Origin of the sequence: Janthinobacterium sp. FW305-128 (genome assembly GCF_020858135.1) — a bacterium.
Lineage (GTDB): Bacteria > Pseudomonadota > Gammaproteobacteria > Burkholderiales > Burkholderiaceae_D > Janthinobacterium.
Genome location: NZ_JACYMK010000014.1, coordinates 153,852 through 166,896 on the forward strand (window position 1 = coordinate 153,852; position 13,045 = coordinate 166,896).

Here is a 13,045-nt window from a genome sequence, read left to right on the forward strand (position 1 = left end):
TCATTTTGCCGCCGCGGCCGGGCGCGGTTTCGGCGGGAGGACCATGCGCAAGGCATTCTGCACTTCCACCACGCCGGTGGCGTTATTGGCCTTCATGCCGATACCATTGATGCGCGAGGCACCCGTCAGGATATCGACAGGCACGTCCGTTTCCATTCTTTCTTCGTCCGGAAACACCGTCAGCGCTTCCGTCCTGACCGTCAGGTTCTGCGCCTTCGGACTGGCCACGCGGTCGATCACGACCTTGCGGTGCAGTTGCAGCCGGGTATTGTCCTGGTCGATATGCGCCAGTTCCGCATTCATGTTCAGCGGCGGCATGCCCGGCGTGAGCTTGCGCACGAAGGGCTGGTCGATATCGGACGAATCGTCGGCCGGATAATGCGTGAGCTTGTTGCCCGACACGATATAGCTGGGCTTACCCGTCAAGTCCATGCGCACCAGGCTGAAATTGGTGATGAAATAGTCGGGCTCACCCAAATTCTTGCTGGCCTTGATGTCCTGGCCATTCTTGTTCATCACTTCAAGCAGCCAAAAGCTGGCCAGCGCGACGACGACCGCGCCCAGCAGGGTAAAAATCATGCGCCAGCGATGGGCGCCTCCTGGCTTACGCATAGGGTTTCACTCTTTCATAGGTCACTGGCGGCAAGGCGCACCTCACTCCAGGAACGGCGCCATGACGCGCGCATAGTTGTCCTGGGCACGCAGCAGGAATTCGCAGATTTCGCGCACCGCGCCGCGGCCGCCGCCGGCCTGCGTCACATGGTGCGCCAGGCCCTGCGCTTCCGGACGCCCGCCCGGCACGCTGACGGCAAAGCCCACGCGACGCAGGATGGGCGCATCGATGACGTCGTCGCCGATGTAGCCGCATTGCTCTTCCGTCAAGCCCGTCAGCGCCAGCAGTTCGCGAAACGGCGTCAGCTTGTCGTGACCGCCCTGGTGCACATGGGTAATGCCCAGGTCTTGCGCGCGGCGTGCCGTGATGGCCGAGCGGCGCGCGCTGATGATGGCCGTCTGCACACCGGATTCCTGCAGCAGCTTGATGCCCAGGCCATCATACACATTAAACGTTTTCATCATTTCGCCATCGGGGCCGAAATGCAGGCTGCCGTCGGTGAGCACGCCGTCGACGTCAAAGATCATCAGTTTGACCTTGGCCGCGCGCGCCAGGTTGTCCGCTACGCTCTCCATCAGATCACCTTCGCTTGCGTCAGATCATGGATATGCAGGGCGCCCACCAGCTTGCCGTCGGCATCGACGACCAGCATCTGGTTGATGCGGAACTGTTCCATCACGGCCACGGCATCGACAGCCAGGCGTTCGGGCGCGATGCTGCGCGGCTGCGCATGCATGACGTCGCGGATCGCCACTTGCGTGAAGTCCTGCACGCGCTCGAACATGCGGCGCAAGTCGCCATCCGTAAACACGCCCACGGGGCGGTTGTCCGCATCGACGACGGCCGTCATGCCCATGCCCTTCTTCGTCATTTCTTCCAGCGCCTGCAGCAGCGAGGCGTCCACGGGTACTTTCGGCACCCGTTCGCCGCTGCGCATGACGTCATGCACGTGCGTAAGCAGGCGACGGCCCAGGGCGCCGCCCGGGTGCGAGCGGGCGAAATCTTCTTCCTTGAAGCCGCGCAAGTCGAGCAAGGCCACGGCGATCGCATCGCCCAGAGCCAGGGTGACGGTGGTGCTGGCCGTCGGCGCCAGATTCAGCGGACAGGCCTCTTTTTCAACAGAAATATCCAGGTGCACATCGGCCAGCTGGGCCAGGCTGGAATTCGGTTTACCCGTCATGGAAATCAGTACGCCCCCCATGCGCTTGACGACGGGCATGATGGCCATCAGTTCGGACGACTCGCCCGAGTACGAGATGGCAATAAAAGCATCGTCCGAGGTGACCATGCCCAGGTCGCCATGGGCCGCTTCGGCCGGATGCACGAACAGGGCCGGCGTGCCGGTGGAAGCGAGGGTGGCGGCAATCTTGCGTGCGATATGGCCGGACTTGCCGATGCCCGAGACGACGACACGCCCCTTGCACTGCAGCAGCAGCGCCACGGCGCGGCCCACGCTGTCGTCCGTTGCCAGGCGCGCGTGCAGCGCATTGATGGCGTCGGACTCGATCTGCAAGGTGGTGCGGGCCAGCGCGACGGCGCGCTCGGTCGTCGCTTGCATGTCAATTCGGTCAAAAGCTTTCAGCATTGTTTTTTCATGGGTTACACTCATGCCCAAAGTATAAACGAATTAGGAAAGCAAAAAACTTGCCAGTCACAACAAACAACGATTTCCATTGACCGTACCGGGCAACCCATGTTTTCCTCGCTTGAACTGACCCTGATGTTACTCGGCAGCGCCGTGCTGGGCGTGGTCGCTTTCAGAATGTTGCATTTGCCGCCCATGCTCGGCTATCTGGCCGTCGGCATCGTTATCGGCCCCCATGCGCTGGGCCTGGCGGCGGAAAACGAAGCCAGCCATACCCTGGCCGAGTTCGGCGTCGTCTTCCTGATGTTTTCCATCGGGCTCGAGTTTTCTTTGCCCAAGTTCCTCGCCATGCGGCGCATCGTTTTCGGCCTAGGCATGGCGCAGGTGGTCACCACCATCATCGCCACCGTCGTCTTCGGCTGGTTCGTCGGGCGCTACCTGTCCGCCTACATCCACCTGAGCTGGCAAGCCGCGTTCGCCCTGGGCGGCGCGCTGGCCATGTCGTCGACGGCCATCGTCTCGAAAATGCTCACGGAGCGGCTGGAACTCGAAAGCGAACACGGCCGCAAGATCATCGGCATCCTGCTGTTCCAGGACCTGGCCGTCGTGCCCCTGCTGATCCTGATTCCCGCCCTCACGCGCGATTCGGACAACCTGGCCGAAACCCTGGCCTGGGCCGGCGGCAAGGCCCTGGTCGTGCTGATCTTGCTGCTGTTCCTCGGCCAGAAGATGGTGCGCGGCTGGCTGACCATCGTCGCCAAGCGCCGCTCGCAGGAATTGTTCATGCTCAACCTGCTGCTGATCACCCTGGGCGCGGCCTGGATCACGGAGCGCGCCGGGCTGTCGCTGGCCCTGGGGGCGTTTGTTGCCGGCATGCTCATTTCCGAAACGGAATTCAAGCACCAGGTGGAAGAGGATATCAAACCGTTCCGCGACGTGCTGCTGGGCCTGTTCTTCATCACCGTCGGCATGCTGCTCAATATCCGCGTGGTGCTCGACAACTGGTGGCTCGTCCTGCTCTTGCTGTGCGGCCCCGTGCTGCTGAAATTCACCCTGATCGCGGGCCTGGCCCGGCTGTTCGGCTCATCGACGGGCGTGTCATTGCGCACGGGCCTGGCGCTGGCGCAGGCGGGCGAGTTCGGCTTCGTGCTGCTGAATCTGGCTGGAGGCATCAAGCTGATGGACCCGTTCGTCGTGCAGGTGGTGCTGGCCTCGATGGTGCTGTCGATGCTGGTGGCGCCCTTCCTCATCGCCAAGTCGGACGCCATCGTCATGAAATTGGCCGCCAACGACTGGATGATGCAATCGCTGGCCCTGACGAAGATCGCCACGCGCACGATGGCTTCGCAGAAACACGTGCTGATCGCCGGTTTCGGGCGCAGCGGGCAAAGCCTGGCCACCCTGCTGGCGGAGGAAAAGATCGAATACCACGCGCTGGACCTGGACCCGGAACGGGTACAGGAAGCGCAGCTGGCCGGCGCCCACGTCTCATATGGCGACGCGGGCCGGCGTGAAAGCCTGGTGGCGGCCGGCATCTACCGGGCCAGCGCCGTGGTGATCACGTATGCGAATACCCCCTCGGCACTGAAGTTATTACATTTACTCAAAGAAATGGCGCCGACCTTGCCCGTCATCGTTCGCAGCCACGACGATACCGACCTCGACCAGCTGAAAAGCGCGGGTGCGGCCGAAGTCGTGCCGGAATTAATGGAAGGCAGCCTGATGCTCGCTTCGCACGCGCTCATCATGATGGGCGTGCCCCTGCGCCGCGTGGTGCACCGGGTGCAGGCGGCGCGCGAGGAGCGCTATGCCTCCCTGCGCGGCTATTTCCACGGTTCCAGCGACGCGGGCGACGATGCCGAACTGGAGCGCCTGCATACGGTCACCGTCAGCGAAGGCGCGCACTGCGTGGACTTGCCCTTGAGTGCGATCGACGTGGCCGGCTGCGGCGCGTTTGTGACGGCCATCCGCCGCGGCCGCGGCAGCCTCGATGTCAGCCCCGAAACGCGGCTGGCCAGCGGCGACGTGGTGGTGCTGCGCGGCACGGCCGACGCCGTAGCCAAGGCCGAAACCTTGCTATTGAAATAATCTGCCGATCTTGCTCAGCTGCTCTGCGGCTGCCAGCTGACGACCTTGTTGCGGCCATCGGCCTTGGCCTGGTACAGGGCCTGGTCGGCGTGCGCCACCAGTTGCTGCGCCACCGTTTCGATCGGCAGCAGCGCCGCGTCCGCTTCAAGGCTGGCCACGCCGATCGACACGCTGACCCACGCTTGCGCGCTGCCTGGCAAGTCGAACATGGTGCCGGCGATGCTGGCGCGGATGCGTTCGGCCACGAAGGTCGCGCTGTCGAGGTCGGCGTCGATCAGCAGCACGACGAATTCTTCGCCGCCGAAGCGGCCCAGTGCATCGGAGCGGCGCAATTCCGTGCGGATGCGCGTAGCCACTTCGCGCAGCACTTCATCGCCGCCCTGGTGGCCATGCTTGTCATTGAACAGCTTGAAATGGTCGATATCGATATACATGCATGAGATGCAATAATTCTGGCGCCGCGCACGGGCGATTTCTTCCAGCAGGCGGCGGTCGATATAGCGGCGGTTGTAGACACCCGTCAGGGAATCGGTCAAGCCGATGTATTTGAGCATTTCATTGCTGATCACGTTTTCCAGGCAAATGGCGATGATGGACGCCATGTGCTTGATGAAATCCGTGCCCAGCGCGGGCGTAAAGCGCGTCACGTCGCTGCTGGCCAGGTTCAGGCTGCCGATCAGGCGCTTGTTGCGCAACAAGGGCACCAGCGCCACGCTGCGCAGAGATGCGATCTGCGGAAAACGCGGGCCATGCACGGCCGCGTCGAAGGCACCGAGCAACGGCGATGGCGGCAAGGCCGCTTCGCCCTCGGCCGCCGGCACCGGCGACGTAAACCCCAGCTCCGCCACGGCATGCACGAACAGCAACTGCGGGAAGGCACTGAAATCGACGCCCAGCTTTTCCATCACCAGCACGATATCGTCATCCTCGTCGAGCAGGCTCAAGGTGACGCCGTCGAGGTCGGAAATCACGGGCAAGGTGCGGAAGATGGTGCCGATCAACTCGGGAAACGTGGACGCGCTGACGATTTCCAGGTCGAACGCCTGGTGGCGGCACATGATGTCGTGGTTGCGCTCGACCTGTTCCAGCAGGAAAGCCATGCGCGCGCGCAAGGCCTGGTTTTCGGCTTCGAGGCTGGCAATGCGCGGGTCCGGCGGTATTGCTTGATTCATAGAAACCTTAAACCCTTGTGTACGGGCGCCATGCTTAAAATGCCAGTTCGAAACCGATGTCCTGCCCCACCACGATACGCTCATCGCCGCCTTCGGTGACGATGGCGTTCATGCCGAAGCAGATGGCGCCGTCGAGTTCGGGCTTGGCGCGATAGCCATGCATGACGTCGAGCGGATCCGGGCCGGGCACGCCCGTGGCCTGGTCCACCGACGGGATCGGGCAGCGCGAACACGGCTTGACGGGTTTCAAGGTCGTCGCGCCCAATTGCAGGAACGCGGCGTAGTCTTCCTCGAAGGCGCCGATATCGCCGATGACGAGGTTGGGCCGGAAGCGGTTCATCGGCAGCGGTTCACGGCCGGCGGCGCGCAGCTTGTCGTTGACATCGGCCAGCGAGGCGGCACCCGCGATCAGCACCGGGTAGCCGTCGGCAAACATGGTCGAGGCGGCAACGCCATCCGTCCATTTGGTGCTCGTGGCGCGCACCACGTCCGGGTGAAAGCGCGCGAGGCGGCACGGCACGCCGATGGCCTGGGAAAACCACGTCGCCGTCACCTCGTCGCAATCATAGGCGCGCACGGTATCGTCCCACACCTGCACCTCCAGCATCGGTGCCAGTTGCGGATGCGGCAAGCCCAGCTCGATTTCCAGGCGCAGCATGCCCGGCGCGCGCAATTCCAGCGTGCTGGCCTTGATGGATGGCACGATCAGCGCCATGCGCGGATGCTCGCGCTGGGTCAGAAAGCGGCCCTGCGGGTCGACCACCATCCATTCGCGGTCGAACACGTGCTCGCTCATCAGCCCTGAGCGCGTCAGGACCGCCTCGCGCAAATGGATGCCGGCGCACGATTTGATCGGATACAGGATGATGTCGGACAGGATAGCCATGGACAGGGGGAGAAGGAACAGTGTTGCTGCTTCTGCCAGGAAATTATTCAGAAGCGAAGTATGGCAGCAAAGCGGGCAAGCGTAAATCAGCCAGATTCAGCCAATGAGGCTGAATCTGGCGCGGTCATGATCAATACGTGTAGAAAATACGCTGGATTTCTTGCGTGCTGTTGGTTTTGGTCAAGGCCAGCATCAGCAGGATGCGGGCTTTTTGCGGGTTCAGGGTGTCGGATACGACACTGTCGAGTTCATCGTCGTTGGCTTCGCCATTGCGCGCCACGATGCCCTGGCCGACGCGGCTCGAACGCACGATCAGCACGCCCTTCTGGCGCGCTTCCACCAGGGCCGGCTTCATTTGCGCGGCCACGCTGCCATCGCCCACGCCCGCATGGATGATGCCCTTGGCGCCGGCGGCAATGAAGGCGTCCATGCCGACACGGTTCATGTTGGCATAGCCGTAGACGATGTCCACTTGGGGCAAAGCGTCGAGCTTGCTGATGTCAAATTCCGATTCCAGGGTGTGCTTGCGCGTCGACTGGCGATAGAAGAAAGGCTTGCTGCCCTGGATGTAGCCGAGCATGCCCAGTTCCGGCGACTTGAACGTGTCGGTGGTGGACGTATTTGTCTTGGTCACTTCGCGCGCCGCGTTGATCTGGTCGTTCAAGGCCACCAGCACGCCCTTGCCCACGGCTTCCTTGCTGCCGGCCAGCAACACGGCGTTGTACAGATTGATGGGGCCGTCAGCCGAGATGGCGGTCGAGGGACGCATGGCGCCCACCACCACGACCGGCTTGTGGCTTTTCACGGTCAGGTTCAGGAAATACGCCGTTTCCTCGATGGTGTCGGTGCCGTGCGTGACGACCACGCCATCGACATCGTTCGAGGCCAGCAGCACGTTGATGCGCTTGGCCAGGGCCAGCCAGTGGCTGTTGCCCATGCTTTCGCTGGCGATCTGGAACACTTGCTCGCCTTTCACATTCGCCACTTTCTTCAATTCCGGCACGGCCGCGATCAGGCGCTCGACGCCCACGGTGGCCGAGGTGTAGCCGACGGTGGTGGTGCTGTCGGCGCCGCTGCCGGCGATGGTGCCGCCCGTGGCCAGGATCACCACATTCGGCAATTTGACGGCCGCCTGCTGCGCGCGTGCGGGGGACGCGGCAACAAAGCCCATCAGCAAGGTGGCCAGCATCAGCTGTGCACAAGAATGGAATTTGCGTGAAAACATGGTGCTCCTGTTCGGTGATGTGTCAAAGATAACAAAGTCGTGTGCAAATTATATGTCATCAGTGCTACAAAAAAGCCCCGATTGACGCGTTCAGCGCAAACGTGCGCGCCTTCCCATGCGCTACAGTGGCGCCATGTCCACACTCCCGTCCTTCCGCTCTTGCCTCGTCCTGCCGTTCGTCCTGATGGCGCTGGGCGCCTGCTCCACGCAGGTCGAACTGCGCACGGCGGCGCAGCAGGAGCAGTGGGGACGTGAAGCCGCTGGCCAGGGCGACTGGGCGCAAGCCATGCGCAGCTACGCGGCCGCGGCCGAGAATGCCGAACTGGGCCATGGCGATGCAGCTTGGCAGGCGCGGCTGCACCACGAAGCGGGACGCGCCGCCAGCGCCGCCTGCCACTACGATGCGGCCGCATTTCATTTCCGCCAGGCTATCGCGCTGGCAAAGCAGGCCCGTACATCGAGCGCCCTCAGCGACAAGGCGCTGGAATCGCTACAGGCCGGCAAACCTTGCGCAGGTCCCCCATGAACGTCGCGCACACCTTGCTGGCAGCATCCACCCTCTTTACCGGCATGGCGTCCGCGTGCGCCGCAGAGCCAGCGCTACCCTTATGGGAAGCGGGCGTCTTCGGCGGCGCGGCCGTCACGCCCGCCTATCCGGGCGCCAGCGAACGCTCGACGCGCAGCCTGGCCCTGCCCTATCTGATTTATCGCGGGAAAGTATTGCGCGCCGACCGTTCCGGCGTGGGCGCGCGCCTGCTCGATACGGATCGCCTCGACTTCGATATCGGTTTTGCCCTGTCCTTGCCGGCCCGCTCCAGCGATGTACCGGCCCGGCGCGGCATGCCCGACCTGGGCACCTTGGTGGAATTTGGCCCGCGCCTGAAAATCAAGCTGGCCGAGCCGACGCAGCACAGCCGCCTGGGCCTGGAACTGCCCTTGCGCGCCGTCATCGAAGCGCGCGGCGGCCTGCACCGCCAGGGCGCCACGTTCGAACCGCGCCTCGTGTACGCGCTGCAAGGCGAGCGGCAGGCATGGCATGTCGATGCCAGCGTCGGCGCCGTGCTGGGCAATGCCGCCATCAACGATTACCTGTATGGCGTCAGCCCCGCGTTTGCCACCGATGGGCGCCCCGCGTATGCGGCCAAAAGCGGGCTGATGCTCACGCGCCTGGGCCTGGGCGGCTCCTACCGGCTGCAGCGGGACTGGCGCGCCTTTGCCTTTGTACGCTACGACAACTACACGGGCGCCGCCAACCGCGCCAGCCCCCTGCTGCGCCAGAACAGCGGCACCTCGGCCGGCATCGGCCTGATGTGGACGTGGCAGCGCTCGGAGAGCCTGGCACGGGGCCACGACGATTAGAGAACCAGCCGATGGCAGACATGCTGGCCATCCGGGCAATAAAAAACCCTGCAAATCAATGACTTGCAGGGTTCGTTGTCGCCCCGTATGGGACCGGCGCAGGGATTAGACGTTGAACAGGAAGTTCAGCACGTCGCCATCCTTGACCACGTATTCCTTGCCTTCGGCGCGCATCTTGCCCGCTTCCTTGGCGCCCGCTTCGCCTTTGTAGGCGATGAAGTCGTCATAGGCGATGGTTTGCGCGCGGATGAAGCCGCGTTCGAAGTCGGTGTGGATCACGCCGGCCGCCTGTGGCGCCGTGGCGCCTACGGGAATGGTCCAGGCGCGCACTTCCTTCACGCCCGCCGTGAAGTAGGTTTGCAGACCCAGCAGCTTGTAGCCGGCGCGGATCAGGCGGTCCAGGCCCGGCTCTTCCATACCCATGTCGGCGAGGAAAGCGCCCTTGTCGGCGTCGTCCAGGTCGGCGATTTCCGCTTCCAGCGCCGCGCAGATGGCGACGATGGGGGCGTTTTGCGATTGCGCATACGCCGTCAACTGGTCCAGCAGCGGATTGTTGGTAAAGCCCGTGTCGGACACGTTGGCCACGAACATGGCCGGCTTGGCCGTGATCAGGCACAACGGCTTGATCAGTTCCATTTCGTCGGCGTCCAGGCCCATGGCGCGCACGGGCTTGGCATCGTTCAGGTACGGCATCATGCGTTCCATGATGGCCAGCAGCTTGGCCGCGTCCTTGTCGCCCGAGCGGGCTTTCTTGTTTTCGCGGTGGATGGCTTTTTCCACGGTGCCCATGTCGGCCAGCGCCAGTTCGGTCTGGATGACTTCGATATCGTCGAGCGGGTTGATCTTGCCGGCCACATGGATGACGTTGTCATCTTCGAAGCAGCGCACGACGTTGACGATGGCGTCCGTTTCGCGGATGTGCGACAGGAACTGGTTGCCCAGGCCCTCGCCCTTCGATGCACCGGCCACCAGGCCGGCGATGTCGACGAATTCCACGATGGCGTTGACCATGCGTTCCGGCTTGACGATGGCGGCCAGCGCATCCATGCGCGGATCCGGCACTTCGACGACGCCGACGTTCGGCTCGATGGTGCAGAACGGATAGTTTTCAGCCGGGATACCGGCTTTCGTCAGTGCATTGAACAGGGTGGACTTGCCGACGTTCGGCAAGCCGACGATACCGCATTGGAGACTCATGGAAAACCTTTAATAATCAAAGCACATGGCGCCGTCTATCGGCGTGCTTGCCGTGCTGTTAGGGAAAACGGGCGATGGTTCGCCCTTTTCCGGGGATAGTGCGTGTGCTGCATTTCAAGGGGTCAATTGTACCCCTGACAGGCGCGCTTCAAAAGCCCGATGATGGGCAAATGACGCCAAAACAGCCGTATCGTGACGCCATCAGGCCCTGTTCTCAGGCGGTGTGCAGCTTCATCGTCGCCGCCTCGAACTTGCCCTCGACGATCTGCGGCATGACCTGCAGGGATTTTTCTATCGCCTGCTCGATCAGCTCCTGGTCTTCGCGGCGCGGGCGGTGCAGCACGAAGTCGGCCACCTGCTGCTGCAGGCTCAGGGTGCGCGGGTGGCCGATGCCCAGGCGCAAGCGCCAGTAATCCTGCGTGCCCAGCGCGGCCGTGATGTCTTTCAAGCCATTGTGGCCGCCGGCCGAGCCGCCCTTTTTCAGGCGCGCAATGCCGGGCATCAAATCGAGTTCGTCGTGCACGACCAGCACTTCATCGGCGGCAATCTTGAAAAAGCGCGCCAGCGCGCCCACGGACTGGCCCGAGCGGTTCATGAAGGTCAGCGGTTCGAGCAGCCAGACTTCGTTGCCGCCAATCGACGTTTTCGCCAGCATGGCGTTGTAGCGCGAATCGCGCTGCAGGCGCGTGCCGGGCAAGCTGTTGGCAAGATTGTCCACCAGCCAGAAGCCGGCATTGTGGCGGGTTTGTTCGTATTCGGGTCCCGGGTTGCCGAGGCCGACGATCAGGCGTATGGGCATGGCTGTGTCTGCAATGTAAAAGAAAGCATTATCGGTGAAAACAGGCAGAAAAAAACCCGCGCGGCGAACCTGGCGGGTTTTTCCTTGCCACTACCGCATTGCTGCGGCGGCAAAATTACTTCTTGTCGGCTTCAGCAGCAGCGGCTTCGGCTTCAGCAGCAACGTGGCCAGCCGGTACCGAAGCGGTAGCGATGGTCAGGTTGGCGCCGTGGGTGACAGCGGTCACGCCAGCTGGCAGGACCAGGTCGCCAACGTGCAGCGAGTGACCGACGTCGATGTTCGACAGGTCAACGTTGATGAATTCTGGCAGTTGGCCTGGCAGGCACGAAACTTCGATTTCGTTGGCTACGTGGCTGATGGTCGCGCCGTGCAGTTTGACTGCTGGGGAAACGTCAGCGTTTACGAAGTGCAGCGCCACTTTTACGTGGATAGCTTGCTTAGCGTCAACGCGCTGGAAGTCAGCGTGCAGAACCAGTTGTTTGTATGCGTGGACTTGGAAGTCGCGCAACAGAACTTGCTGGGAAACGCCGTCGATTTCCAGATCCAGGATCGACGAGTGGAACACTTCTTTTTTCAACGCGTGGTACAGAGCGTTGTGATCCAGCGAGATCAGCACCGGGGCTTCAGCGCCACCGTAGACGATACCAGGGGTTTGGCCGGAAATGCGCAGGCGGCGGCTCGCTCCGGAACCTTGCAATTCGCGTTTAAATGCGATAACTTTCATGTGAAACTCCAAGAAGAACAAGGCTTGCGCCTTGTGTTATGAGGACTCCCGCGACCAGGAATCCTCGAAAATGGGTGCAAAACACCCCGAAAACTAAAACACTGCGGCGCAACAGGCAAAAAGCCGGTCGCGCCGCAGGCATTACGTCTGTTGCTGCTCTTGCCGAATTAATCGATGAACAGCGAGATGACGGAGTCACCCTTGATGATGCGTTTGAACGTCTCGGCCAGCAGCGGCGCGCACGTCAATTGACGGATCTTGCCGCAGGCCAGGGCCGCTTCGGACAGGGGGATCGTGTCGGTCACGACCAGCTCATCGAGCGGCGAGGCCGAAATACGGTCGATCGCCGGGCCCGACAGCACCGCGTGCGTGCAATACGCCACGACTTTTTTCGCGCCGCGCTCTTTGAGCACTTCGGCAGCCTTGGTCAGGGTGCCTGCCGTGTCGACCATGTCATCCATGATCACGCAGTTGCGGCCTTCGACTTCACCGATGATGTTCATCACTTCGGACACGTTCGCTTTTGGACGACGCTTGTCGATGATGGCCAGGTCGCAGCCCAGGCGTTTTGCCAGGGCGCGCGCACGGACCACACCGCCGACGTCCGGCGACACCACCAGCAGATCCTGATAGTTTTTCTTTTGCAGGTCGCCCAGCAAAATTGGCGAAGCGTAAATATTGTCGACTGGAATATCGAAGAAACCTTGAATCTGGTCAGCGTGCAAGTCCATGATCAGGACGCGCTCGACACCGGCTTCTTCCAGCATGTTCGCCACCACCTTGGCCGAAATCGCCACACGCGCGGAGCGTGGACGGCGGTCTTGGCGGGCGTAGCCGAAGTAAGGAATCGCGGCGGTGATGCGGCCAGCGGAAGCACGTTTCAAGGCATCAACCATCAGCATGATTTCCATCAGGCTGTCGTTGGTTGGAGCACAGGTGGATTGCAAAACAAAAACATCCTTGCCGCGTACGTTTTCGTTAATCTCGACCATTACTTCGCCGTCGGAGAATTTCGAAACGTTTGCTTTACCGAGAGGAATGCCGAGGTTTTTTGCGACCCCCTCTGCCAACGCTGGATTCGCGTTGCCGGTAAAAACCATCAGGTTTTCGTAAGCCATGGGAGTCCCAAGAGGTGATAAAGAAGTCTTGAAAAGCACTAACCGGGCATAGGCCCGGTCAGTCATTGTTTAGAATATGCCGCGTGGCGGCACATCTGCTTTTTCCCGTACTGGACGCCAACTTCGCATCGACAGACTACGGTGAAATGGTGGCAGGGGAAGAAGGATTCGAACCTTCGCATGCTGGAATCAAAATCCAGTGCCTTAACCAGCTTGGCGATTCCCCTACGTTACTGACTGCTTGCCGTCATGTTGGCCAGTATTATACCGACTATTTGA

The 13,045-nt window shown here is 62.0% G+C and carries 13 protein-coding genes and 1 tRNA gene; 3 read left to right on the forward strand and 11 right to left on the reverse strand.

The features are described 5' to 3' along the window. The 3 genes from lptC to IGS60_RS25700 are packed head-to-tail and all read right to left on the reverse strand — an operon-like array spanning position 1 to position 2,198. Positions 1 to 612 carry an LPS export ABC transporter periplasmic protein LptC gene (gene lptC, locus IGS60_RS25690; protein WP_070221653.1) on the reverse strand — a complete coding sequence of 204 codons (612 nt, stop codon included), beginning with the start codon at positions 610 to 612 and terminating at the stop codon, positions 1 to 3. A gap of 42 nt (positions 613 to 654) precedes the next feature. Next, positions 655 to 1,188, reverse strand: a complete 534-nt coding sequence (locus IGS60_RS25695) for an HAD family hydrolase (protein WP_070221654.1) — start codon at positions 1,186 to 1,188, stop codon at positions 655 to 657. Beyond that, positions 1,188 to 2,198: an SIS domain-containing protein gene (locus IGS60_RS25700; RefSeq protein WP_083287963.1), complete on the reverse strand. Its 1,011-nt coding sequence runs from the start codon at positions 2,196 to 2,198 to the stop codon at positions 1,188 to 1,190. Before IGS60_RS25700 ends, IGS60_RS25695 begins: the two co-directional genes overlap by 1 nt. A gap of 108 nt (positions 2,199 to 2,306) precedes the next feature. Between IGS60_RS25700 and IGS60_RS25705 the strand changes: the two genes are divergently transcribed. Continuing rightward, positions 2,307 to 4,286 (forward strand): monovalent cation:proton antiporter family protein, encoded by a 1,980-nt coding sequence (locus IGS60_RS25705; protein ID WP_070292354.1) that lies wholly within the window; start codon positions 2,307 to 2,309, stop codon positions 4,284 to 4,286. Positions 4,287 to 4,300: 14 nt separating this feature from the next. Here the strand turns inward: IGS60_RS25705 and IGS60_RS25710 are convergent, their stop codons facing one another. The 3 genes from IGS60_RS25710 to IGS60_RS25720 form a co-directional block, all read right to left on the reverse strand. Further along, the gene (locus IGS60_RS25710; protein ID WP_070221656.1) at positions 4,301 to 5,458 is read right to left on the reverse strand and encodes a diguanylate cyclase; all 1,158 of its coding nucleotides are present in this window, start codon (positions 5,456 to 5,458) and stop codon (positions 4,301 to 4,303) included. A 34-nt stretch (positions 5,459 to 5,492) separates the two neighbouring features. Next, positions 5,493 to 6,344: an MOSC domain-containing protein gene (locus tag IGS60_RS25715; protein ID WP_070292352.1), complete on the reverse strand. Its 852-nt coding sequence runs from the start codon at positions 6,342 to 6,344 to the stop codon at positions 5,493 to 5,495. A gap of 130 nt (positions 6,345 to 6,474) precedes the next feature. Next, on the reverse strand, positions 6,475 to 7,569 hold the full coding sequence (locus IGS60_RS25720) for a type II asparaginase (protein WP_070221658.1): 1,095 nt from the start codon (positions 7,567 to 7,569) through the stop codon (positions 6,475 to 6,477). Positions 7,570 to 7,702: 133 nt separating this feature from the next. Between IGS60_RS25720 and IGS60_RS25725 the strand changes: the two genes are divergently transcribed. After that, on the forward strand, positions 7,703 to 8,095 hold the full coding sequence (locus IGS60_RS25725; RefSeq protein ID WP_230506590.1) for a hypothetical protein: 393 nt from the start codon (positions 7,703 to 7,705) through the stop codon (positions 8,093 to 8,095). Beyond that, complete coding sequence (locus IGS60_RS25730) at positions 8,092 to 8,928, forward strand: MipA/OmpV family protein (RefSeq protein ID WP_230506591.1); 837 nt, start codon at positions 8,092 to 8,094, stop codon at positions 8,926 to 8,928. The genes IGS60_RS25725 and IGS60_RS25730 overlap by 4 nt, the downstream gene beginning before the upstream one ends. Before the next feature lie 105 nt (positions 8,929 to 9,033). Here IGS60_RS25730 and ychF read toward each other — a convergent pair whose 3' ends face one another. From ychF to IGS60_RS25755, 5 genes are all read right to left on the reverse strand, one after another. After that, a complete protein-coding gene (ychF, locus tag IGS60_RS25735) occupies positions 9,034 to 10,125 on the reverse strand; it encodes a redox-regulated ATPase YchF (RefSeq protein ID WP_071325626.1) in 1,092 nt (363 codons plus the stop codon). A 214-nt stretch (positions 10,126 to 10,339) separates the two neighbouring features. Next, positions 10,340 to 10,924 (reverse strand): aminoacyl-tRNA hydrolase, encoded by a 585-nt coding sequence (gene pth / locus IGS60_RS25740; protein ID WP_086145733.1) that lies wholly within the window; start codon positions 10,922 to 10,924, stop codon positions 10,340 to 10,342. Positions 10,925 to 11,039: 115 nt separating this feature from the next. Continuing rightward, positions 11,040 to 11,648, reverse strand: a complete 609-nt coding sequence (locus IGS60_RS25745; protein ID WP_070221672.1) for a 50S ribosomal protein L25/general stress protein Ctc — start codon at positions 11,646 to 11,648, stop codon at positions 11,040 to 11,042. A gap of 167 nt (positions 11,649 to 11,815) precedes the next feature. Further along, positions 11,816 to 12,766, reverse strand: a complete 951-nt coding sequence (locus tag IGS60_RS25750) for a ribose-phosphate pyrophosphokinase (RefSeq protein ID WP_034753270.1) — start codon at positions 12,764 to 12,766, stop codon at positions 11,816 to 11,818. Between the two features lie 150 nt (positions 12,767 to 12,916). Then, positions 12,917 to 12,993: transfer RNA gene (locus IGS60_RS25755), tRNA-Gln, on the reverse strand. Between the last annotated feature and the right edge of the window lie 52 nt (positions 12,994 to 13,045).